We start from the raw sequence: 21561 nt of genomic DNA, 5'->3' as shown, positions 1-21561 counted from the left end.
GTCGCCGCCGGTCAGGCGGTTGGCGTCGCGATCGACGGCCACAGCACCGCGACGACGGCGGCGGGGATCCCGTCCGTGTCGTCGCCGCGGTGGAAGGCGGCGAAGTAGCTGCCGAAGCACAGGGTCGCGATGGTGTGCTTGTCGATGCCGTCCCGGACCGCGCCGCTCGCCTGGAGCTGGGTCAGCACGTTCTCGACCAGCGCGACCCGCGGTTCGACGGCGTGCTCGCGGACGATCTCGAGCAGCTCCGGGGTGCGGATCGCCTCGCCGGCGAAGTTGCCCATCAGCACCATCGCGTCCGGGTTGAAGTACGCGGGATCCAGCCGGCGGACGGCTTCGGTGAAGGCCTCCCGCGGCGCCATCCGGCTCAAGTCCACTGTGTACGAATCGCGCTGTTTGCGGAAGCCGTAGTCCAGCGCGTCCACGACCAGGTCGAACTTGGTGCGCCACCGGCGGTACAGCGTCGGGCGGCTGACCTTCGCGTCCGACGCGATGTCGCCGATGGTCATCAGCGAGTAGCCGTCGCGCACCAGCCGCGCCCGGGTGGCCAGGATGATCGCTTCGTCGAGCGCCGCGTCGCGGGGACGTCCGCCGGAACGCGACGCGGCTTCTTCGTCGGTCGCGTCCCGGGAAGCCACCTCCGCAGCCTAACGTCAGGGGCGCTGGCCCACCCGGTCGACGAAGGTCTTCACGGTCACCGCGCTGCCCGGGGTGCCCAGGAACCGGTGGGTGGTGGCGTCGAAGACGAGCACTTCCGGCTTGGCCTTCGGTGACGAACCGGGCGGGACCGGCCAGGTGATCCCGACGCCCGGGCGGCCGGCGCCGTCGGTGACGTGGTCCAGCGCGGTCAGGCCGGGTATCTTCGCCGCCGCCGCGAACAACGCCGAGTACGAGGCGGGCAGGAGGGCCTGTTCGTAGGCGAGGGTGACGACGTCCTTGCCCAGCGCGTTGACGTCGCCCCGCTCACCGCTGTGGTGCTCGTGGAGGTAGGCGAGCATCGCGTCCGCCGTGGTCGGCAGGTCCGTCCGGTAGGCGGGGGAGGGAGTGCAGTCTTCCAAGGTCCCCTCCTTGCTCGGGTCGTTCGCGCCGTAGATGGGTGCCTTGCCGTCGCGGCAGCCGGGAATCTTCATGTCGCCGATCCGGCCGTCGTGGGTCCCGTCGACGGAGAACCACACTTCGCGGGTCTGGTGGCCGGGGTACTCGGTCTTCACGTACAGGTACTGGTCCGCGCGCGGGGGCGTGGCCTGCTCCCCGAGGGCCGCGCCGGCCGCTTCGGTGAGCACCCGCACCGGGTCGGCCTGCGCGACCCCGACACCGACCCCGGCGCCGGTTTCGCCGGCCGGGGCGAGCGCCACCACGGCGGTGATGCCCGCGGCCAGCCCGGCCGCGGCGCCCGCGGTCCACAACCAGCGCCTCGTCCGGCGCGGCCGCCCGGTTCGCGCCGCCGCCAGCAGCCGGTCCCGGGCCGGGGCGAGCTCTTCCGCCGTCGCGAAGCCGACGGCGTCCGCGCGATCGCGGATCAAGTCCAGCTCATCCATGGTCCGAGGTCTCCTTCACGAGGTCGAGGGCGCCGAGTTCGGCGCGGACGCGGTGGCGGGCGCGGTTGAGCCGCGACTTCACGGTGCCGACGGGAATGGCCAGCGCCTCGGCGACTTCCTGGTAGCCGAGCCCTTCGGCGGCGACGAGCAGCAGGACGTCCCGTTCGCGCGGCCGGAGGGCGGCCAGCGCCCGGTCGAGCCGGTCGCCGAGGGCCCGGGCGCTGACGCGGTCGGCGACCTGCTCGGCGTGCCCGGCTTCGGCCGGTGGCGGCCCGAGGGCCAGCCGGAGCTTCAGCTCGTTCACCTCCGCCCGCCGCTGCCGCGAGACGAGGTTCGTGGCGATGCCGTAGAGCCACGGCCGGGCGTCCGGGCGCGCCGGGTCGAACTTCGCCCGCTTGTCGAACGCGATGAGGAAGGTGTCGGCGAGGACGTCGTCCGCGGCCGTCGGGCCGAGCCGCCGGACCAGGTAGCGGTGGATGTGCCGCGCGTGGCGGTCGAAGATCACCGCGAACAGGCTCGGCTCCCGCCGCGAGCGCGTGATCACGCTCGCGTCGTCGTCTTTCGTGTCTTCCCGGGTCATCGCCCGCCTTCCGCTGCTGCCGGTGTCCTCAGCTGTTCACGGAAGGGGCGGAACGGGTTCCAGGATCGAGGCCGTTCACGGCGAAAAGTGACCCAGGTCACGTCAAGAGCAGTCTTCGGCCGCCAGCATGCGGCGGTTCGCCTCCCCGAGACCGTCGGCCAGCGCGCTCAGCTGAGCCGGGGTGAGGACGTCGAGCAGCAGCTCCCGCACGAGCGCGATGTGCCCGGGCGCGGCCTGGTCCAGCAGGGCCGCGCCTTCGTCGGTCAGCACGGCGTAGACGGCGCGGACGTCGCTCTCGCACGCGCGCCGCCGCACGAGCCCGGCCTGCTCGAGCTGGCCGATCTGGTAGGTCAGCCCGCTCTTGGAGTTGGAGACCGCGCAGGCCAGCTCGGCCATCCGCAGCTCGCGGCCCGGGGCGGCGCCGAGCCGGGCGAGGATCTCGTACTGGAGGTGGGACAGGCCGACGTCGCGCTTGAGCTGCTGGTCCATCCGCTGGTGGAGCAGGGTGAAGCTGGTGCGGAACGCGTTCCAGGCCCGCTTCTCCTCGGAGCTCAGCCCCCGCGCATGACCCATGCCACCACGGTACCCGGTGTTCAAATTCGAACCCAGGCTCCGGCTCAGCGCCGTTCGGCCACCGTCGCCAGCTGTTCGGTGATCTGGTCGAGCAGCTCGGCCGCGGCCTTGTCCAGCGCGGCGAGGTCGGCCAGGGTCGTCTCTCCGGTCGTCACGGGCACGGCTCCTCCGCGAAGGGCCGGTGGCGAGCGACGACGGCGTCGGCGAACGCGGTGTGCACCCGGAGGTACTCGTCGCGGCCGACCGCGGTGTCGGCCCATTCGTGCCAGCGGATGTGCGCCTCGGCGACGTCGATCTGCGCGGCGGCCGCCACCGTGGCGGGCGAGGTGCCGGAGAGGATCGCGTGGTGCATGAGGGACGGCGACGAGCGCCGGGCGAGCTCGGCCAGCGCCGCGAGGCGGGCGAGCTCGGTGAGCGTTTCGGACGCGACGGGACGCGGGCGCGGCCGGGGGACCGGTCGGGCGTTCTCGAGGCCGTCGGTCAGGACGCTGGTCATCAAAAGACTCCTGGGCGGAAGCGGCGAAGCAACCTGAACGATGGACGTTTACCCCGACCCAGCCGGGGTAAACGTCTACGCTCGTGATCTCCGTCTCACCGCTTCGAGTGATCCTGGCTAGATCGCCCGGACCGCTCCGCAGTGCCACGGGATCCGCTGCGGCCGCACGCTTTCCAGCGTCGGCGCGACCGGGGCGATCGTGCCGTCGCGGCGGAAGGTGAGCTTGTCGATCGTCGTCTCGCGGTGGGTGCCGTCGCCGCCCGGGATGCCGAAGCGGTGGTAGGCGAGGTACCAGTCGTCGGTGCCCGGGACCTGCAGCATCGAGCTGTGCCCGGTGCCGAGGACGCCGAGGTGGGCGTCCTTGCTCAGGATCAGGCCGCGGTTGGTGAACGGTCCCGTCGGCGAGGGCGCCGTCGCGTAGCCGACGCGGTAGTCCTCGCTGCGCGTGTCGTCGATCGACCAGCTCAGGTAGTACGTGCCCTTGCGCTCCGCCATGAACAGGCCCTCTCGAAAGCCGTCGAGGCCGGTCAGGCGGGTGATCTTCGCCGGGTCGAAGGACACCATGTCGTCGTTGAGCGGGACGACGTAGGCGTTGCCGTTGCCCCAGTACAGGTACGGCTGCCCGGTGTGGTCGACGAACACCGCGGGGTCGATCGCCTGGCCGCCGTCGGGGTTGCTCGCGATCAGCGGCTTGCCGGAGTCGACGAACGGGCCGGTCGGCGAGTCGCTCACCGCCACGCCGATCTTGGCTTCGGCGCAGAAGTAGAAGTAGTACTTGCCGTCGTGCTCGGCGATCGTCGGCGCCCAGGCGTTCTTGCCGGCCCAGCTCACGTCGGGGCCGAGGTCCAGGATGACGCCGTCGTCCGTCCAGTGCACCAGGTCCTTCGACGACCACGCCGAGAACTTCGTGCCGCTCCAGCCGTCGAAGCCGTCCGTGGTCGGGTAGAGGTAGTACGTGTCGCCGAACGCGACGATGTTCGGATCGGCGGTGAAGCCCGGCAGGACGGGGCTGCGCACCTCGTGCGCCTCGACCGTCCACACGCGACGGTCGCCGCCCGCCCCGGTGACCGTGAACCGCTTCGGCGTGCTGAGGTCGACCGGCTTCCCGTTGCCCGGCTTGATGGTCGAACCCGGCGCGAGGCCGAACATCGGCGCCAGCTTGCGCAGGTCGGTGCCCGGCTTGACCGGCAGCACCACCGTCCCGGCGCCGGAGTCGACGACGGCCGGCGTCTTGAGCGAGGCGAGTTCCACCGACCGGATGGCGGTGCTGTTCGACGGCAGCGCGGAGACCTCCACCCCGGACAACGCCCGGTCGTAGAGCCGCACGTCCTTCATCTTCCCGGTCAGGGTCTTGTCGCCCGCGTACACCGACCGGCCGAGGTAGTTCGCCGCCGTGACGCCGCCGCCGAGGTCCGACGGCTTGATGGTGGCGTTCGCGTTGCGGGCCACTTCGACGCCGTCGAGGTAGAGCACCGCCACGCCGTCGCCGACGGTCAGGGTCACGTTCTTCCAGACCCCGCGCGGGAGCCCGCCGGCGGAGGCCACCTGCTGTTCGGTGGTCCAGTTCCCGGTCGCGATGGCGCCGCGCAGGCCGCCGCTCGCGGTGCCGCCCGTGGTGAACAGGTAGCCGTTGCCGGTCCCGTCCTGGGCCGTGTTGCCCAGGCCCCACAGGAAGTACGGCGTCTGCTGGCCCGGATCGACCAGGACGTCGGCCGAAACGGTGGCCGCGGCGGCGCCGGTGAGCAGGTTGTTCGGCAGCTGCACGTGCCCGTTCCTGCCGCCGAACGCGAGCGCGCCGTCGGTCCAGCTCACGTCGCCGGCGAGGGCGCCGTCGTAGCCGTGCCCGGTGGTGTCGGCCGCGACCGTGCCGGACTTCGCGTTGAGCGGCCAGTGCGCGACCAGGCCGTTCGTGTCGGCGCGCACGGGTGCCGGGGGAGCGCTGAGCCGGTTCATCTCCGCTTGCGTGACGGGCAGGACGGTGCCGTGCCGCGGTGACGCCGGCAGGTGCGCGCCGGTCGACATCGTCCACTTCCCGGAGTTCAGGTCGGTGGACTCGAACGGGACGTACCCGCGGCCGCCGAACTCGTCGATGAACAGGTACCACTTGTTCTCGGTGTTGGACTTGAAGCCGGTGGGCCCTTCGCCCGCGGAGAGGCCGGGACCGGTCGCCGTCGCCTTGCCGATGCAGTCGGCCACGAAGCCGTAGTGCGGGTCGAGCAGGTCGGTGGACTTCTCTTCGGTGATGAACTTGCTGCACGGCGTGGAGGACGTGGTGTTGCGCTCGTCCTTGGTGAAGCGGTAGTAGGTGTCCTGGTCCTTGATGACGGTCGAGTCGATCACCGAGTAGCCCGGGTCGATCCACACCTGCGGCGTGCTGAAGGTGACGAAGTCGCGGGTGGTCGCGTACATCATCCGGTTGTAGCTGTCGCCGGTGTGGTCCGGGTCGTTCTCGGCGTAGAGCTTGGAAGCCCAGTAGACGACGTAGGTGCCTCGCTTGGCGTCCCAGAAGGCTTCCGGCGCCCAGGTGTTCCCGGCGGTCGGCGGCGAGACCTGCACGCTGCGCTGGCGCGACCAGTGCGCGAGATCGGTGGACTCCCACACCATGATCGACCGGCTCCCGGTCCGCTGCGCGGCGTCCCAGCCGCGGCCGGCGTGGATCCGCAGGTCGGTGGCGAGGAGGTAGAACTTGTCGCCGTCGGGTGAGCGCAGGATGAACGGGTCGCGCACGCCGAGTTCGCCGAGGCTCGACTTGAGGACCGGCCGGCCGTTGTTGAGCTCGGTGAAGTTCAGCGGGTCGTTGCCGCGGCTGAGCGCGGAGTAGATCTGCTCGCCGTCGGAGGTGCCTTCGCCGGTGAAGTAGAAGAAGCTGTACCCGGCAAGGGGTTCCTGGACGGGCTTGGGCGCGACGGTGGCGGTGAACCGCCGCGTGACGCTGTCACGGCCCGCGCTCACCTTCGCGGTGAGGCCGACGTGCACGGGCTCGCTGCCCGACGGCGGCCGGGTCACCTCCCCGGTCGGGGTGATGACGGCGGGCGCGCTCGACGTCCAGGTGACGGTCGTGCCGTCCGGGCCGCCGTCCGGGAGGGTGAGGTTGCCGCGGACGTCGTCGATCCCGGGCACGGAAAGGCTTTCGGCGGCGGCTTTCACGGCGGCCGGCGGTGCGGCGCTCGCACCGGGGACGGGGACGAGTGCGGCCACGAGGGCGAGCACGACGCCGAAACGGCGCGGGGAGGACAACTTCATCGTTGTACCCTTCGGGCAAGATGTTAACGTTAACATCGGGCGGGCACGCTGACTTTATGTCCGCTCCGGGTGGTGGTCAAGAGCCGATCGGTCTCCGCTGTCCCGGTCGCGTCGCCCCGATTCGGCGAGATCCGGCCGAGCGGGGTGGGTGACCGCGCGATCAGCCGCCCGCGCCGGCGAGGCCGTCCAGGAACACCCGCACCAGCCGCTCCGCCGGTTCCGTCCGCTCTCGTGGCGCCGGCCCGGCGACCAACGCCGCCTCGTGCATTTCGAACAGCAACGCCAGGTCCGCCGGTTCCAGGTCCGCGCGCACTCCGCCCTCACGCTGGGCTCGCTCGAAAGCCGGGCGCAGCAACGCGATCAGGGCCTGCGTGTACTGCCGCTGGCTGCGTTCCGGCAGCTCGCGGAACACCCGGACGAGGGGCCGCCGCCGGGCTTGCATCGCCAGGACCCGCCGCAGCAGCTCGCGGAACGGTTCGTCGCGGACCAGGCCCTTGAGTGCGGTCAGGTGGTGGGCCGCGACGGCGAACGCCAGTGCTGTGCGGTCGGGGAAGTGGCGGTACACCGTCGCGCGGCCGAGACCGGCCCGGCGGGCCACTTCGTCCAGGACGACGTCGGCCTCTTCGCTGAACACCTCGTCGGCCGCGCGCAGGATCGCTTCGCGGTTGCGGCGCGCGTCGACGCGGCGGGGTACGGCCGATGACGGTCGCCCTGCGCGCATGGGCCAGCACGTTACTCGTGAGTAGTGAGACCGGCAATCCGTTCCATCTCTCGGTTCGGGTTCCTACCGTTACCCCAGGTCACGACCACCGCCGGAGGAGCCTGATGCCCGTCCTGAACCGCCGCACCGTCCTGAAGGGCGCCGCCGCCGTCGCCGGGGCCGCCGCCCTCGGGGCCGCCCGGGTCACCCGCGAGGAACACCGGGTGGTCGTCATCGGGTCCGGGTTCGGCGGCGGGGTGACGGCGCTGCGGCTCGCCCGGGCCGGCGTGCCCGTGCTGGTGCTCGAACGCGGCCGGCGCTGGCCGACCGGGCCGGACGCCGAGACGTTCCCGCACCCGACGTCGCCGGACAAGCGGATCTTTTGGCTCGGCTCCGCGCCCTCGCTGCCGGGACTGCCGTCGCTGCCGCCGTTCGAGCGCTACACCGGGCTGCTGGAACAGGTGAGCGGTCGAGGCATGAGCATGATGTGCGCGGCAGGCGTCGGTGGCGGCTCGCTCGTCTACCAGGGCATGACGCTGCAGCCGACCGCGGAGCTGTTCCACGCCTGCTTCCCCGAACAGCTCGACTACGCCCGGATGGCCGCCGACCACTACCCCCGCGTCGCCGCGATGCTGGGCATCGAGACCGCGCCGGACGCCCTCGTCGAGAGCAGGACCTACCGAGCCGCCCGGGTTTTCGCCCGCAACGCGCGCAACGCCGGTTACGACGTCGAGAAGATCCCGATGCCGATCGACTGGGACTTCGCGCTGCGCGAGCTCGACGGCGAAGTGAAACCGTCCTACACCAACGGGGACTGCGCGCTCGGGGTGAACAACGGCGGCAAGCACTCGGTCGACGTCACCTACCTCGCCGCCGCCGAAGCGACCGGCCGCTGCACCGTGGCGGTCCTCCACAACGTCACCGATGTCGCGCTCGCGCCGGACGGCCGCTGGGAAGTCCGCGTCGACCGCATCGACACCGCCGGCAACGTGCTCGAAAAGAAGATCCTGACCGCGAAAGCACTCGTGATGGCGGCCGGCACGGCGAACACGACCCGGCTGCTGATGCGCGCGGGTGCGAAGGGCGACATCCCCGACCTGCCCGACGAACTGGGGGCGGGCTGGGGCACCAACGGCGACCGCATCTACACCTGGACGAACCTCGCCGACGACTTCGGTGCCCCGCAAGGCGGTCCGGTCGTCTACGGCAGCAAGGAGTGGGACGACCCGGCGACGGCCAACACCGTCATCCAGGCGTCCCTGCCGCCGCTGCCGGACCTGCGCACCACGATGCTCGTCGGCTACGGCATCAGCGCCGGGCGCGGCCGGTTCGTCTACGACGCCGCGAAGGACGACGCCGTCCTGCACTGGCCGTCGGACGCCGACGCGAAGCTGAGCGCGCGCATCCACCAACGCATCTCCCGCATCGCCGGGCCGCTCGGCGTGCTGCTCGACACGACCGCCGTCGTGCCCAGCACCTGGCACCCGCTCGGCGGCGCCGCGATGGGCACGGTCTGCGACCTCGAAGGCCGCGTGCTCGGCCACCGCGGCCTGTACGTCCTCGACGGCGCCCTGATGCCGGGGACGACCGCAGCGTGCAACCCCTCGATGACCATCGCCGCCGTCGCCGAGCGCGCGCTGGACCACCTGATCACCGAAGACGTCGACCGCGTCTTCTGAAGCAGTTCCCCGACAACGGACTCGACGAGGAGTTCCCATGCGTCGCTTGTGGACGGTCCTGCTGGCCGTTCTCCTGGTGTCCACCACGGCGAGCCCGGCGAACGCCGCGGAGCCGCCGCAGGGCCCCGCCGGAGACGCCTTCTACACCCCGCCGAGCCCGTTGCCGGCCGGTGCCGACGGCGACGTCGTGTGGTGGCGGCCGCTGCCGGACCAGCCCGGGGCGAAGGGCTACCTGGTGCTGTACCGGTCGCGGTCCGCGACGGACACCCCGATCGCGGTGTCCGGCCGGGTCCTGGTGCCGGCCCAGCCGTGGACCGGCGCCGGGCCGCGGCCGATCGTGTCGGTGGCCAGCGGCACGCGGGGCATCGGCGACCGCTGCGCGCCGTCGAAGTTCCAGCCGGACTACGAGAAACCGCTCTTCGTCGACGCGATGCTGAGCCGCGGCTGGGCGGTGGCGATCACCGACTACGAAGGCCTCGGCACACCCGGCACGCACACCTACGTCGTCGGCCGGTCGGAGGGCCACACGGTGATCGACGCGGCCCGCGCGGCCACCCGGCTGCCGGCCGCGGGCCTCGCCGCGGGCGGTGCGGTCGCGTTCTCCGGCTACTCCCAAGGCGGCGGGGGAGCGGCCTGGGCGGGGGAGCTGGCGCCGTCGTACGCACCCGAGCTGGCCGTCGCGGGCATCACGGCCGGCGGCACGCCCGCGGACCTGGACGCGGTGGCGAAGAACCTCGAAGGCAGCGTCGGGTTCGGCTTCCTGCTGCTGTCCGCGCTCGGCCTGGACGCGGCCTACCCCGAGCTGGACCTGCCCGCCTACCTCAACGACCGCGGCCGCACGCTGTACGCGACCCAGCGGGACGCCTGCGTCGACGCGGTGTTCGGCTACGCCTTCGGGCACATCGCCGACTACACGACGGCGAACCCGCTCACCACGGCGAAGTGGCAGGCCCGGCTGGCCGAAAACAAGCTCGGCGCCCGGCCGCCGAAGGCCCCGGTGTTCCTGTTCCACGGCACGGCCGACGAGATCATCCCGCTCGCCCAGGCGCAGACCCTGCGCCGCGACTACTGCGCGGCGGGGGTCCCGGTCACCTGGGGCGGCTACCTCGGCGAGCACGTGACGACGCTCGCGTTCTCGGCCGGCGACGTCGTGGGCTACCTGGCCGGCCGGTTCGCGGGCAAGCCGGCGCGCTCCAGCTGCTGAGCGAGTTCCCCGGCGGGGTACGGGGTCTTGCGGCTTTCCCCGTGCAGGGAAACGTAGAACTCGTTGACGACGACCGCGAGCGGGGCGTAGCGCCGCAGGAGCCCGGCCGAGGGCAGCTCCGGCAGGGCGCGTCCCGCCGCGCAGTCGCGGACGAAAGCGTGGCGGACGCGGTAGTCCGGCTCGGGGACGAGCGGCCGGACGATCGAATTGACCAGGTGGGTCAAGACGTAGGCGCGGTCGTGGTCGGCGTGCCGGGCGAGGAACTCCGCCTCGGCGCCCGACAGCGTGAAGTCCGGCAGCGCCGCCAGGCCGAAGTCGGTGAGGTACAGGCGTTCGCCGTCGGTGAGGACGTTCGCGAAGTGCGCGTCGAAGTGCTGGACACCTTGCCCGGCCAGGAATTCGGTGACGGCCCGCAGGTCCCGGTGGGCGAGGCCGACCCCTCCGGGGTTCCGCTCGAGCCACCGCGTCAGGTTCTCCGGGACGTGTTCGAGGCACAGCACGAGGTCCGCGGTGGCGCCGTCGAGGGCTTCGAGCCGCCGCCGCACGCCCGGGTCGCCGTGCCAGAACGCGACGTCGTGCTCGAGGTCGGTGCGGGGGCGCGGCAGGCCGGGCAGGACCCGCCAGTGGTGCAGCAGCGGGAAGTTCTCGCACTGTCCGGTGCGGACCCAGTCGCTGGCCGCTTGGTGCGCGGCCAGCTCCCGCCACGCGCCGCCGCCCGCGGAACCGACGCCGTAGTGCGACCACGGCGGCAGGCCGTACAGGTCCGCCGTCGAACCCTCGTGCCGCCGCTCGACGTCGGTGAGCGCGACCCGTTTCACGAACACGGGCTCGCCTTCGACCGTCAGGAGCCAGGTCGAGCCGCCGACCCCGGTGCCCAGCGGGCGCGCGGCGGCCAGGACGTCGTCCGGTGCGTCCGCGAGGGCGTCGGCGATCTTCGCGTGGCGCTCGAGCCGCGTCACCGGCGCCGCACCAGGGGCAGGAAGACCTCGTCGACGATCTCGATGAGCACGGAATCATCCACTGTGGTCAGTCCGCGGGTGAGGTATTCGTTGCGCAGCAGCACGAGCGCGACGGTGGCGACCCGCGGGTGCCGTGCTCCGGGCGGCGCTTCGCCCCGGGTGATCGCGTGGTCGACGACCGTCTGCCAGGTGTTCGTGACACCTTCGGCGGCCTGTTCGTTCAGCTGGGCCAGGAGCTCCGGTTCGTCGCCGACCCCGGCCAGGAGGCCGCGGAGGATCCGGGCGGCGGGGGAGGACTGGCCGCAGTTGACCGCGCGCAGCAGGGTCAGGGCGTCTTCGCGCAGGTCACCCGTGCCGGGCGGGCTCAGCCGGTCGCCGGCCAGGCGCCGGTAGGCGGCGACGCCGAGTGCGGCGCGGTTCGGCCAGCGGCGGTAGAGCGCGTTCTTGTTGGTGCCCGCCCGCAGGGCCACGCGTTCCATGGTCAGCCCGGCGTAGCCCGCCTCGGCGAGCTCGTCCGCCGCGGCGCGCAGGATCGCGTCTTCCAGCTCCGTCCCCCGGCGCCGGGTCTTCACTTCGGCCATGGATACCGACCGTACCGTAGTTATAGGGTACGGTACGTGCCGTACCTAAACTGGGAGGAGCTTCGCCCATGCGAGCCAAGGGCATCGGCTACGACACCGGCCTCGCGCGCGACGGGCGGTTCAACCGCCCCTTCGACGCGGACCTGGTCCGCCGCGAGCTGACGATCATCCGCGACGACCTGCACTGCACGGCCGTCCGGCTGATCGGCACCGACCTCGACCGGATCGAATCCGCCGCGCGCCAGGCGGCCGCGCTCGGGCTGGAGGTGTGGTTTTCGCCGTTCCCCTGGGACCGCCGGCCGGAGGAGATCCTCGCGCAGCTCGCCGACGGCGCGGCCCGCGCGGAACGGCTGCGCGCCGCGGGTGCCGAGGTCGTGTTCGTGACCGGCGCCGAGCTGAGCCTGTTCAACCACGGCTTCGTCCCCGGCGACGGCCTCGAGGACCGCGTGGCGAACCTGCTGGCGTCCAGCGAACTGGTGGCCGGCCTCCCGGCCCGCGTCAACGAGTTCCTCGCCCGCGCGGCCGGGACGGTCCGGGCCCGCTTCGGCGGCCGGATCACCTACGCGTCGGTGCCGTTAGAGCGCGTGGACTGGGCGCCGTTCGACATCGTGTCCGTGGACGCGCACCGCTCGAAGGAGGTGGCGCGCGGCTACCGCGACGGCATCCGCGCGCTGGTCGCCGCGGGGAAGCCGGTGGCGATCACGGAGTTCGGCGTGACCCCGTACCGCGGCGCGGCCGACCTGGGAGCCCGCTGCGGCGAGATCCTCGAGTACGAGGGGGACGTCCCGGTCCGGCTGAAGGGCGCGTACGTCCGCGACGAAGAGGAGCAGGCGCGGTACTTCCGCGAACTGCTGGAGGTGTTCACCACCGAAGGCGTCGACGCGGCCTTCGCGTGCACGTTCGCCTGCTACGGGCTCTGGCACCGGGAAGATCCCGCCGAGGACCTGGACATGGCGAGCTGGGGCGTGGTGAAGGTGCTGGAGAACGGCACGGGCGAGACGTACCCGGACGTGCCGTGGGAACCGAAGGCGGCGTTCGGCGCGCTGGCGGAGTGCTACGCCGGGTGAGCCGGTGGTCCGGTGTGGACGGTCTGCACCGGACCACCGCCGGTCACGGGGCCCAGGGCGCCGCCACGGTCCAGCTGCTGTCCGCCGACACCGTCTGCGGGCGGTCGGAGCCGGTGCCCGCGCCGGATGCGATGTACACCGCCGAGTCGAAGTGGCGCAGGTACGCGCCGGGGATGTTGAGCGACTCGAACGTCACGCCGGTGCCGCCCAGGCCCGGGCGGCTGCAGAACGTCGCGTCCGCGCGCATCAGCGCCGACCCGTCGTCCGGCGCATTGCGGACGCGGCCGTCCTGGTGGCGCAGGAACTGGCCCGGGTAGTTCACCGACTCGAACGAGTAGCACGACGACTCGCCCAGCCCGCGCCGCACGGTGTATGTCGCGTCCTGCTTGAGCAGCGCGCTGCTGCCGCTGTTCACGACCTCGGTGTAGGCGAGGCCGCTGGCGTGGCGCAGGTAGCGGTCGGTGTAGCCCCACGTCGTCACCTGCAGCGACTGCCGTGCGTTGACCGCCAGGGGTACCGAACTGCGCCAGAGCGCCGGCGCCGAGACGTCCCACGTCGCGTCCGCGGCGAAGCTCGTCGCGGTGTCCCACGGGTTCGGCCCGCCGCTGACGGCCAGGTAGACGCTTTCGTTGTAGTGCCGGATGAACCGGCCCGGGAAGTTGAACGACTCGAACGACGTCCCACCGGCGGCGAGGCCCGGCCGGGAGCACCAGGTGGCGTCCGCGGCGAACGAGCCGCCCGTGTCGCCGTCGATGCGGACGCGGTTGTCGGCGTGGCGCAGGAACTTCCCGGGGAAGTTCGCCGACTCGAAGGAGAAGCAGCGCGGGTTCGCGAGCCCCGCGACCGTGCGGAACGAGCCGTCCTGGCGGGCCCCGTCCGCGCTGCCCGTGGTCAGGACGTCGGTGCGGGCGAGGGAATCCGCGTGCCGCAGGTACCGGTCGGTGTACCCGGGCGTGGTCACCCGGAACGACCGGAGGTGCCCGAGCGTCAGCGGCACGGCTGCGTTGAGGTTCTTCGAGGCGGCGATCAGGTCGATGTGCGCCGCGCGGACGCGCGCGGTGTCGACCTTCTGCACCCGCCGGTCGTAGGTCAGCAGCCCGTTGTACTCGCCTTCGACGTCGGTGATCTCGGTGTAGACCGACGCCGACAGGCCCTTGGTGAGCATCAGCTGCTTCGCGTCCCGGACCATGCCGGTGTAGCGGTCGTTCAGCTGCGCCGCGCTCGCCATCTGTTCGTAGGCGAAGAAGTTGCCGGTCGGGCTGTACTCGTGACCGGGGTTGCGCAGGCCGAGCCCGCCGAACTCGCCGAGCACCGACACACGGTTACCGGACGGGCGGGGCGCGTCCGGTCCGGTGTAGACGTGCCAGTCGATGATGTCGCCGGTGCCCGGGTCACCCTTCGAGGCGCAGCAGTTGAACCCGCTGTGCGCGTTCACCAGCCGGGTCGGGTCGTAGTTCTTCAGGCTGGTCGTGACGCGCTTGGTCTCGTCGAGGTTCCACTCGCCCCAGCCTTCGTTGAACGGCACGTACGTGACGACGGCGGGGGAGAAGCGGTGCTCGTCGACGATCTCGCGCGCTTCGGTTTCGAACTCGGCGATCTGCGCCGGCGTCCGGTTGCTGTCGGCCGTCGGTGTCGACGGGATGTCCTGCCACACCAGCAATCCCAGCCGGTCGGCCCAGTAGTACCAGCGCGCCGGCTCGACCTTGATGTGCTTGCGGACCATGGTGAAGCCCAGATCCTTGTGCTTCTGCAGGTCCGAGGCCAGCGCCGTGTCGGTCGGCGCGGTGTACAGGCCGTCGGGCCAGAAACCCTGGTCGAGGGTGCCGATCTGGAACACGAACTCGCCGTTGAGCGTCGGCCGCAGGACGCCGTTCACGTTCTTCGTGCCGATTTCGCGCATGCCGAAGTAGCTGACCACCTGGTCGGCCGTCGCGCCCGAGGCGGTGCGCAGCGACACGCGCAGGTCGTAGAGGAAGGGGTCGTCGGGCGACCACCGCCGCGCGTTCGGCACCGGCACCGAGAACTCCGTGAAGCCGCCGGTCGCGCTGCCGACGACGGCACCGCCGGTCATCGATTCGGCGAGCACGGAGTACCCGCTGACGTTCCCCCGCCCGAACACCCGCACGCGCGCGGTGTTGTTCGCCAGGTTCGGGTAGATGTCGACCGAGAAGATCGACGACGGCGCCGTCGGTTCCAGCCAGACGGTCTGCCAGATCCCCGAAGTGGGCGTGTAGAAGATGTTCGACGGCGTGGTGGCCTGCTTGCCCACCGGCTGCTTCTCGCCGCGGCCGTCGGTCGGGTCGTACACGCGCACGACGAGTTCGTTCGCGCCGCCGTTGAGCCGCGCCGTGATGTCGGCTTCGAACCGGTCGTAGCCGCCCTTGTGCGCCGCGACCTGGACGCCGTTGACCCACACGGTCGCTTCGTAGTCGACGGCGCCGAAGTGCAGCTGCACGTTCCGGCCGGCCCAGGCCGGCGGCACGGTGAAGGTGCGGCGGTAGAACATCAGGTCGCGGTTGTCGTTGCGCATGATGCCCGACAGCGCCGACTCGACGGGGTAGGGCACCAGGATGCGCTCGGGCAGCGTCTGTCCCAGCGGGGGCGCGGCGTTGCGGTCGACGCTGCCGCCGGAGCCGGTGGCGGGGTTGAGGAACTCCCACTCGCCGTTGAGGGACTGCCAGTCGGGCCGCGTCATCTGCGGCCGCGGGTATTCGGGCAGCGGATCGGTCGTGCTGACCTGCGACGTCCACGGCGTCGACAGCGGCGGTGGTTTGGGGGTGACGGCGGCGTTCGCGGGTGCGGTCACCACGACGAGCGGCGACAGCAGCGCGAGGACCAGGACGACGAGACGGCGCATCGAACTCCTCCGAGGACGCGCACGGAACCGCGCACCGGCCTGGCGGGGACGGCGGAGCACTCCGGGCGGGGGCGGGCACGCCGAGCCCGGAGCACTACCGCGGGCTCGTCAAACCGAACGTAACACGGAACACGGGCAAACGGAATAACTCAGAAAACACCAGACAATCAACACCAGACCACTCGAACGCCAGGTCCACGCGCGAAGCCCGCCGAAGGTTGCATCTCACCCTCGGTGTGCGTCCGGTCGCAGCAGGCAACTAGGCTGTCCGGACCAACGGCACGGCAGGAGGTCCCCGGGGTGGTTCCCGTCCGTCGCTGGCCGGTCGTCGCCGCCGCGTGCGCCGTCGTCCTGACCGCGGTCTACTTCCTGGCCGTCTGGACGGTGCCCGGTCAGGAGCTGGAGAACGCCGCGCTGCGCGGTGCCGACGAGGCCGCCGCGCGCGACCAGGCCGTCGCCGACGCGAGCCTGAGCCGGATCACGCTGGTCTCGCTGGTGGCCGCCGTCGTCGTGGTCGCGCTGGTCGGCTTGCTGCGCCGCCGCCTGGACCTCGCGTTCGCGGCGGCCGGCGTGATCGTCGCGGGCCAGCTCGTGACGCAGGTCCTCAAGCGGTACGTGCTGCCGCGGCCGCGGCTCGTCGAGGTGACCGGGCACTACGCCGCCAACAGCCTGCCGAGCGGGCACACGACGATCGCGATGACCGTGCTGTTCGCCGCCCTGATCGTGGTGCCCTACCGCTGGCGCGGGGTCACGCTGTTCTTCCTGCTGTCCTGGGCGGTCGGCATCGGCGCGTACACGGTGACGGCGAAGTGGCACCGGCTGTCCGACACGCTCGCCGCGGACGCGATCGCCCTCGCGCTGGCCTGCCTGGCGTCGTGGTGGCTCGCGCGGCGCGGGGCGATCAGCCGTCACGACGGGCCGCGCCGGATCCCGCGGGTGCTCGTGGTGACCGTCGCCGTCCTCGGTGCCGTGGTGTTCTTCGGCCTCGGCACCGTCCTCATCGGAGCGTCGCTGGCCGGCGGCGGGTACGCGGAAACGGTGCGGGACAACGCCTGGGTCGTCTACCTGGCCGCGAACTCGTTCGCCTCTTTCGGTTCCGTCGCCGCGGCACTGGTGTTCCTGGCGACCTGGCGACGGCTGGAGGTCGCGTGAACCCGGCCCTGCTCCCGCTCGCCGCGGCTGTCTTCTGCTTCGCCGTCTTCCTGGTCAGCTTCCTGCTCGACCGCCGCAAGCTGCGCAACGGCTTCTATCTGTTCTTCGCACTCGCGTTCTTCGGGCTGACGCTGCTCGCGCTGCTGGCGTCGATTTCGCCGGAGGCCGCGGCTTTCGTCGCGCTCGGGCTGGTCGCGCTGATCCCGCTGACCATCGTCGTGCTCGCGGTGTTCCTGATCGGCAACGGCGTGACGATGCTGCGCCGCGAAGGCCGCCGCCCGGCGAACCTGCTGTCCCTGGCCGCCGGCGTGGGCATCGTGGCGCTGATCGTGTTCGACTTCGTGGTCGGGCAGCTGGGCTGGGCGCCGCTGGAAGCGGTCCGCGACAGCGTCGACGGCATCGTCGCGTACCTGTCGTTCCTCTTCGTCTGCTTCCTGCTGTATTCGCTGGTCTACGGCCGGATCCGCACCCGCCGCCCGCTGGACTTCGTGGTGGTGCTCGGCTCCGGCCTGCTCGGCGGCAAGAACGTGCCGCCGTTGCTGGCCGCCCGCCTCGACCGCGGCCGCCGGGTGCTCGACGCCGAGTGCCGCAAGGGCCGCGAGCCACTGCTGGTCACCTCGGGCGGGCAGGGCCCGGGCGAAGACCTGCCGGAGTCGCACGCGATGGCGGACTACCTCACCGGCCGCGGCGTGCCGCGCGAGCGGATCGTGCTGGAAGACCGTTCGCGCACCACGCGGGAGAACCTGACGTTCAGCGCCGGCCTCATGCGCGAGCGGCGGGCGGACTACCGGTGCGTCGTGGTCACCAACAACTTCCACGTCCTGCGCGCGGCGCTGCTGGCCCGCAAGACCAAGGTGAACGGCCAGGTCATCGGCGCACCGACGGCGTGGTACTTCTGGCCGAGCGCGACGCTGCGCGAATTCGCCGCGATCATCGTGGACCACCGGATCCTCAACGGGATCGTGTGCGCGACGATCGTGCTGGCGAGCGTGCTGAAGGCGGTCTGACGGCCGGTATGATCCGGCCAGCGTCGTCGGGGGATGGGAAGCACGTTGTCGTTCCAGTACTACCTGTACGTCAGTGACAGCAAAGTCGACATGCTGCTCGCGCAGCTGGCGCCGGGCTTCACCCACAAGCGCACGACCGAGCTGAGCGTGAGCCTGAAGCTCTTCGGGGGCAAGCAGGCCCGGGAGGCGCCCGCGGGTGGCGAGCGCACCGCGAAGCTGCAGCGGGTCGTCCGCTACCTCGAAGAGCACGGCGACCTCGGCACGGTCGAGGAACCCGGCCAGTTCTTCTGGGGCCTGCTGCCGATGAACTGGGGACCGTTCCCCGCCGAGCCGACGCTCGCCTACTTCGGCGGCACCACCGGGCGGACCGTCGTCGGGCTCGGCGGGTCCGGGCACCACATCCTCGGCGGTGGCGCCCCGGCCGCGTCCGGGGTGCCGCGGTCGGTGATGCCGTCGCTGCTCGCCGGGCTGCGCAGCGATCCCGGGATCGCTGCGCTGACCGAAGCGATCAAGCACGAGGACGACGGGGCGCACAAGGGCGCGCTGGCCGCCGTGCAGCGGGCCAACGAGGCCATGCCGGGGCCGGACCAGAACCTCGAGTTCGTCGCCAAGCGGCTGCTGCACGGGCCCAGCCCCACGACCGACGGCGTCACCGTCCTGCTCGGCACCCCGCTGTACGTGGCGCAGGTGGACTAGATGTGGGCCCCGGGGGACGTGGTGCTCGGGGTGTACGAGGTCCGTGACGTCGTCACGACCGGCGGCATGGGCCTGGTCTACCGCGTGTGGCACCGGCAGTGGGGCATGGAGCTGGCGGTCAAGACCCCGCGCCAAGAGCTGGTCGCGTCCCCGGCCGACGCCGAACGGTTCGAGGCCGAGGCGGAGACCTGGGTCGGCCTCGGCGCGCACCCGCACCTGGTGAGCTGCGCCTACGTCCGCCGCGTCGACGGCACGCCCCGGGTGTTCGCCGAATGGGCGGGCGGCGGCAGCCTCGCCGAGGCCGTCCGCGACCGCGCGCTCTACGGCGACGGCCACCGCCCGGCGGTGCGCCGGATCCTCGACCTGGCGATCCAGACCGCGTGGGGCCTCAGACACGCGCACGAGCGCGGGGTGGTCCACCAGGACGTCAAGCCCGCCAACATCATGCTCGACACCGGCGGCGCGGCGAAGGTCACCGACTTCGGCCTCGCGAACGTCGCCGGCGGCGGGGGCCTGACCCCGGAGTACTGCTCGCCCGAGCAGGCCCGGGGCGAAACGCCCGGCCCGGCGACCGACGTCTGGTCGTGGGCGGTGAGCGTGTTCGAGATGTTCGCCGGCGGGCCGCCCGCGATGTTCGGGCACGCGGCGGCCGGCGTCTTCGCGCAGTTCCTCGAGGCCGGTCCCGCCGACCCCGTCCTCCCGCCGGTGCCGCCGGGGGTCGCCGACCTGCTGCGGCGGTGCTTCGCCGAGAACCCGGCGGCCCGGCCCGCGGGCTTCGGCGAACTCGCCGACGAACTCGCCGAGCTCTACCGCGCCACGGTCTTCGAGCCCTACCCGCGGCAGCGGCCGGACGAAGCCCCGCTGCTCGCCGACGCGCTGTCCAACCGGGCGCTGTCCCTGCTGGACCTCGGGCGCGCCGAGCAGGCGGACGAGCTCTGGGCGGAGGCGCTGCGGGCCGACCCGCACCACCCGCACGCGACCTACAACCGCGGCCTGCGCCGGTGGCGGTCCGGCGCGCAGACCGACCGGCAGCTGCTCGCCGAGCTGGACGCGGTGCGGCTGAGCCACGAAGGCGACCGGACCGCCGACCACCTGATCGCCGCCGTCCACATCGAACGCGGGGACAAGGAAGCGGCGCTCCGCCTGCTGGACGACCTGCCGGACGGCCCGGACACCGCGCTCGCCCGCGCGCTGCCGGACCGCGAGGTCACCGAGCGGCCCGGCATCATCCACAGCAACCTGGCGCACCCGCTCGCGCTGAGCGCCGACGGCCGGGTGGCCGCGGTGACGTTCCAGCAGCGCCAGGCCGAAGTCTGGGCGCTGCCGGAGGGCCGGGTGCGCCACCACCTGACGGGCCACGAAAACCGCCTGCGGTCCCAGTCGCTGAGCGCCGACGGCCGGGTGCTGGTCTCCGCCGACGAGGCCGGGCAGGTGCGGGTCTGGGACACGACGACGGGGGAGTGCACCCGGGTCGCCGACCTGCCGGCGGTCGCGGTCGAAGCCGTCGCGGTCAGCCCGGACGGGACCGTGGTGGCCGTTGTCGGCGGCGACGGATCGGTGCGCGTGCTGGGCGACGCCGTGGAGCTGGTCCGCGCCGGGCGCCCGGAGTCCGAGTACGGCCGGGGCTGGGGGATCGCGGTCACCGCGGACAACGAGCGCCTGGTCGTCTTCGACGGCTTCGATTGGACCTTGCGGGTACTGGCGGCCCGCACCGGCGACGAGCTGTGGCGGGTCGGCGGGCTGCGGCAGAACTGCGCGATCAGCCCCTCCGCCCGGTACGCGCTTTCGGCCACCCACGACGACAAGGTGGTTCTGCTGGACCTCGCGACCGGTGACGTCGAGGTCGTCGGGAGCGCCCTGCTGTGGAACAAGGGCTTCAGCTGGCTCGCCGTCAGCGACGACGGCCGCACCGCGGTGAACACCTTCGACGTCGTGCTCCAGGGCTGGCGGCTGGACGAGGGCCGGTGCACGTTCTCCACGACGGTCCACTCCCGCAACACGATGAGCGTCGTCGCGGACGCCGGGGGGCGCACGGCACTGGTCCTGCTCGGCACCCGCACCCCGCAGACCGTGCACACCACGGTGGTCGTCCACGTGCCCGAGCCGGGGCCCGCCGCGCCGTGGAGCTACGCGCGCCCGCAGCCGACCGACCGGATGGCCGGCGACGCGCTGGCCGCCGCGGAGAACCTCGGCCTGGCCGCGGAATTCCTCGACACCGGCCGGCTCGCCGACGCCCGGCGGCAGCTGGACGTCGTGCGCGCGATGCCCGCCTACCGGCGCCACCCGGAGCTCCGGACGCTGTGGCGGCGGGTGGGCGGCCTCAGCGAGCGGACCGCGCTCGCGGGCGTGTGGCCGACCCGCCGCTTCGACGCCGTCCTGCACGGCCGGACGGCGCTCACCCGCGACGTCCACTACGCCTTCGCGGACTTCTTCGGCCGCGGTGTCCGGGTCGTCGACCTGCGCACCGGCGAGGTGGTGGCCGCCCCGGACCGGCACGAGCTGGACCTCGAGCGCGCGACGGCCTGCGCGGACGACCGCCACGTGCTCACGACGGACTCGGACGGCGCCGACGTCCTGTGGGACCTCCGGACGGCCCGCCGCGCCGGCGTCGTCGTGCGCGACGACGCCGGGAACCCCGTGCTGAAGGACGAAAACCCGGCGTTCGAGTTCGTGCGAGGGGACGGCCTCAGCATCCTGCGCAACCGCCGGACGGGCCGCCCGCTGCACGGCTGGGCGGTCCGCGAGGACGAGCGCCTGGTCCTGTCCGGGTCGGTCGCCGTACTGGTCAAGGACGACGGCCGGGCCTGGGTGCTGGACGCCGGCGACTTCACGTCGGTGCGCCAGGCGCGCGTGTACCCCGGCGAGTCGTCGCTCGTCGCGAGCGCGGACGGCCGCGTCCTCGTCGGCACCCGCCTGGGCTTCGACAACACGGGGGAGATCGTGCTGTCCATCGCGGGCCCGGCCGAAGCCGTGGCCCAGGTGGCGGACGACCGGGTGACGTCGCTGGCCCTCAGCGCGGACGGCGACCTCCTGCTCACGGCGTCCTCCCGGCTGCTGCGCCTGTGGCACCTGCCCAGCGGCGGCCTGGTCACCGAAATAGAGTGCGGCGAGGACGTGATCGCGGCGGAGCTGTCGCCCGACGGCTGCGCGGCGGTGGCCATCCTGGGGTACCACCACCTGCAGTGCTGGGAACTGGACTGGGACTACCGCGGGTAGCCGTCGCAGGCGT

General features: G+C 72.3%; 17 protein-coding genes. 7 read left to right on the top strand and 10 right to left on the bottom strand.

Annotation, left to right across the window (positions count from 1 at the left end; translation table 11 throughout):
* Positions 1-11: 11 nt before the first annotated feature.
* The 7 genes from MUY14_RS18840 to MUY14_RS18810 form a co-directional block, all read right to left on the bottom strand.
* Complete coding sequence (locus MUY14_RS18840) at positions 12-638, bottom strand: TetR/AcrR family transcriptional regulator (RefSeq protein ID WP_247024317.1); 627 nt, start codon at positions 636-638, stop codon at positions 12-14.
* Between the two features lie 15 nt (positions 639-653).
* The gene (locus tag MUY14_RS18835) at positions 654-1538 is read right to left on the bottom strand and encodes a CU044_5270 family protein (RefSeq protein WP_247024316.1); all 885 of its coding nucleotides are present in this window, start codon (positions 1536-1538) and stop codon (positions 654-656) included.
* Positions 1531-2118, bottom strand: a complete 588-nt coding sequence (locus MUY14_RS18830; RefSeq protein WP_247024315.1) for an RNA polymerase sigma factor — start codon at positions 2116-2118, stop codon at positions 1531-1533. The genes MUY14_RS18835 and MUY14_RS18830 overlap by 8 nt, the downstream gene beginning before the upstream one ends.
* A 102-nt stretch (positions 2119-2220) precedes the next feature.
* The gene (locus MUY14_RS18825) at positions 2221-2691 is read right to left on the bottom strand and encodes a MarR family winged helix-turn-helix transcriptional regulator (RefSeq protein WP_247024314.1); all 471 of its coding nucleotides are present in this window, start codon (positions 2689-2691) and stop codon (positions 2221-2223) included.
* A 151-nt stretch (positions 2692-2842) separates the two neighbouring features.
* Complete coding sequence (locus MUY14_RS18820; RefSeq protein ID WP_247024313.1) at positions 2843-3187, bottom strand: hypothetical protein; 345 nt, start codon at positions 3185-3187, stop codon at positions 2843-2845.
* Between the two features lie 117 nt (positions 3188-3304).
* Positions 3305-6430: a family 43 glycosylhydrolase gene (locus MUY14_RS18815; RefSeq protein WP_247024312.1), complete on the bottom strand. Its 3126-nt coding sequence runs from the start codon at positions 6428-6430 to the stop codon at positions 3305-3307.
* A gap of 160 nt (positions 6431-6590) precedes the next feature.
* A complete protein-coding gene (locus tag MUY14_RS18810) occupies positions 6591-7151 on the bottom strand; it encodes a TetR/AcrR family transcriptional regulator (RefSeq protein WP_247024311.1) in 561 nt (186 codons plus the stop codon).
* Between the two features lie 104 nt (positions 7152-7255).
* Here MUY14_RS18810 and MUY14_RS18805 point away from each other — a divergent pair, with 104 nt between their 5' ends.
* Both MUY14_RS18805 and MUY14_RS18800 read left to right on the top strand, forming a co-directional pair.
* Positions 7256-8809: a GMC oxidoreductase gene (locus MUY14_RS18805; protein WP_247024310.1), complete on the top strand. Its 1554-nt coding sequence runs from the start codon at positions 7256-7258 to the stop codon at positions 8807-8809.
* Positions 8810-8846: 37 nt separating this feature from the next.
* A complete protein-coding gene (locus tag MUY14_RS18800; protein ID WP_247024309.1) occupies positions 8847-10013 on the top strand; it encodes a lipase family protein in 1167 nt (388 codons plus the stop codon).
* On the opposite strand, the gene MUY14_RS18795 is transcribed toward MUY14_RS18800, so the two are convergent.
* Entirely contained in the window at positions 9965-10972 is a 1008-nt protein-coding gene (locus MUY14_RS18795) for a hypothetical protein (protein WP_247024308.1), read from the bottom strand. The two genes, MUY14_RS18800 and MUY14_RS18795, sit on opposite strands and share 49 nt — an antisense overlap.
* Complete coding sequence (locus MUY14_RS18790; protein ID WP_247024307.1) at positions 10969-11553, bottom strand: TetR/AcrR family transcriptional regulator; 585 nt, start codon at positions 11551-11553, stop codon at positions 10969-10971. The genes MUY14_RS18795 and MUY14_RS18790 overlap by 4 nt, the downstream gene beginning before the upstream one ends.
* Positions 11554-11621: 68 nt before the next feature.
* On the opposite strand from MUY14_RS18790, the gene MUY14_RS18785 reads away from it, so the two are divergent.
* Positions 11622-12620, top strand: a complete 999-nt coding sequence (locus MUY14_RS18785; protein WP_247024306.1) for a hypothetical protein — start codon at positions 11622-11624, stop codon at positions 12618-12620.
* A gap of 43 nt (positions 12621-12663) precedes the next feature.
* On the opposite strand, the gene MUY14_RS18780 is transcribed toward MUY14_RS18785, so the two are convergent.
* A complete protein-coding gene (locus tag MUY14_RS18780) occupies positions 12664-15477 on the bottom strand; it encodes an AbfB domain-containing protein (RefSeq protein WP_247024305.1) in 2814 nt (937 codons plus the stop codon).
* Between the two features lie 300 nt (positions 15478-15777).
* On the opposite strand from MUY14_RS18780, the gene MUY14_RS18775 reads away from it, so the two are divergent.
* Genes MUY14_RS18775 through MUY14_RS18760 form a run of 4 tightly spaced genes read left to right on the top strand, consistent with a single transcriptional unit; the run spans position 15778 to position 21548 of the window.
* On the top strand, positions 15778-16629 hold the full coding sequence (locus tag MUY14_RS18775) for a phosphatase PAP2 family protein (RefSeq protein WP_247024304.1): 852 nt from the start codon (positions 15778-15780) through the stop codon (positions 16627-16629).
* Complete coding sequence (locus MUY14_RS18770; RefSeq protein ID WP_247024303.1) at positions 16626-17636, top strand: YdcF family protein; 1011 nt, start codon at positions 16626-16628, stop codon at positions 17634-17636. Before MUY14_RS18775 ends, MUY14_RS18770 begins: the two co-directional genes overlap by 4 nt.
* A 33-nt stretch (positions 17637-17669) precedes the next feature.
* On the top strand, positions 17670-18332 hold the full coding sequence (locus tag MUY14_RS18765; RefSeq protein ID WP_247024302.1) for a DUF7019 family protein: 663 nt from the start codon (positions 17670-17672) through the stop codon (positions 18330-18332).
* Positions 18333-21548 carry a protein kinase domain-containing protein gene (locus MUY14_RS18760; RefSeq protein WP_247024301.1) on the top strand — a complete coding sequence of 1072 codons (3216 nt, stop codon included), beginning with the start codon at positions 18333-18335 and terminating at the stop codon, positions 21546-21548.
* The last annotated feature ends 13 nt before the right edge of the window (positions 21549-21561 follow it).

The sequence above is a fragment of the Amycolatopsis sp. FBCC-B4732 genome (assembly GCF_023008405.1).
GTDB classification, from domain to species: Bacteria; Actinomycetota; Actinomycetes; order Mycobacteriales; family Pseudonocardiaceae; genus Amycolatopsis; species Amycolatopsis pretoriensis_A.
This window is presented reverse-complemented; position numbering and strand designations above follow the sequence as displayed.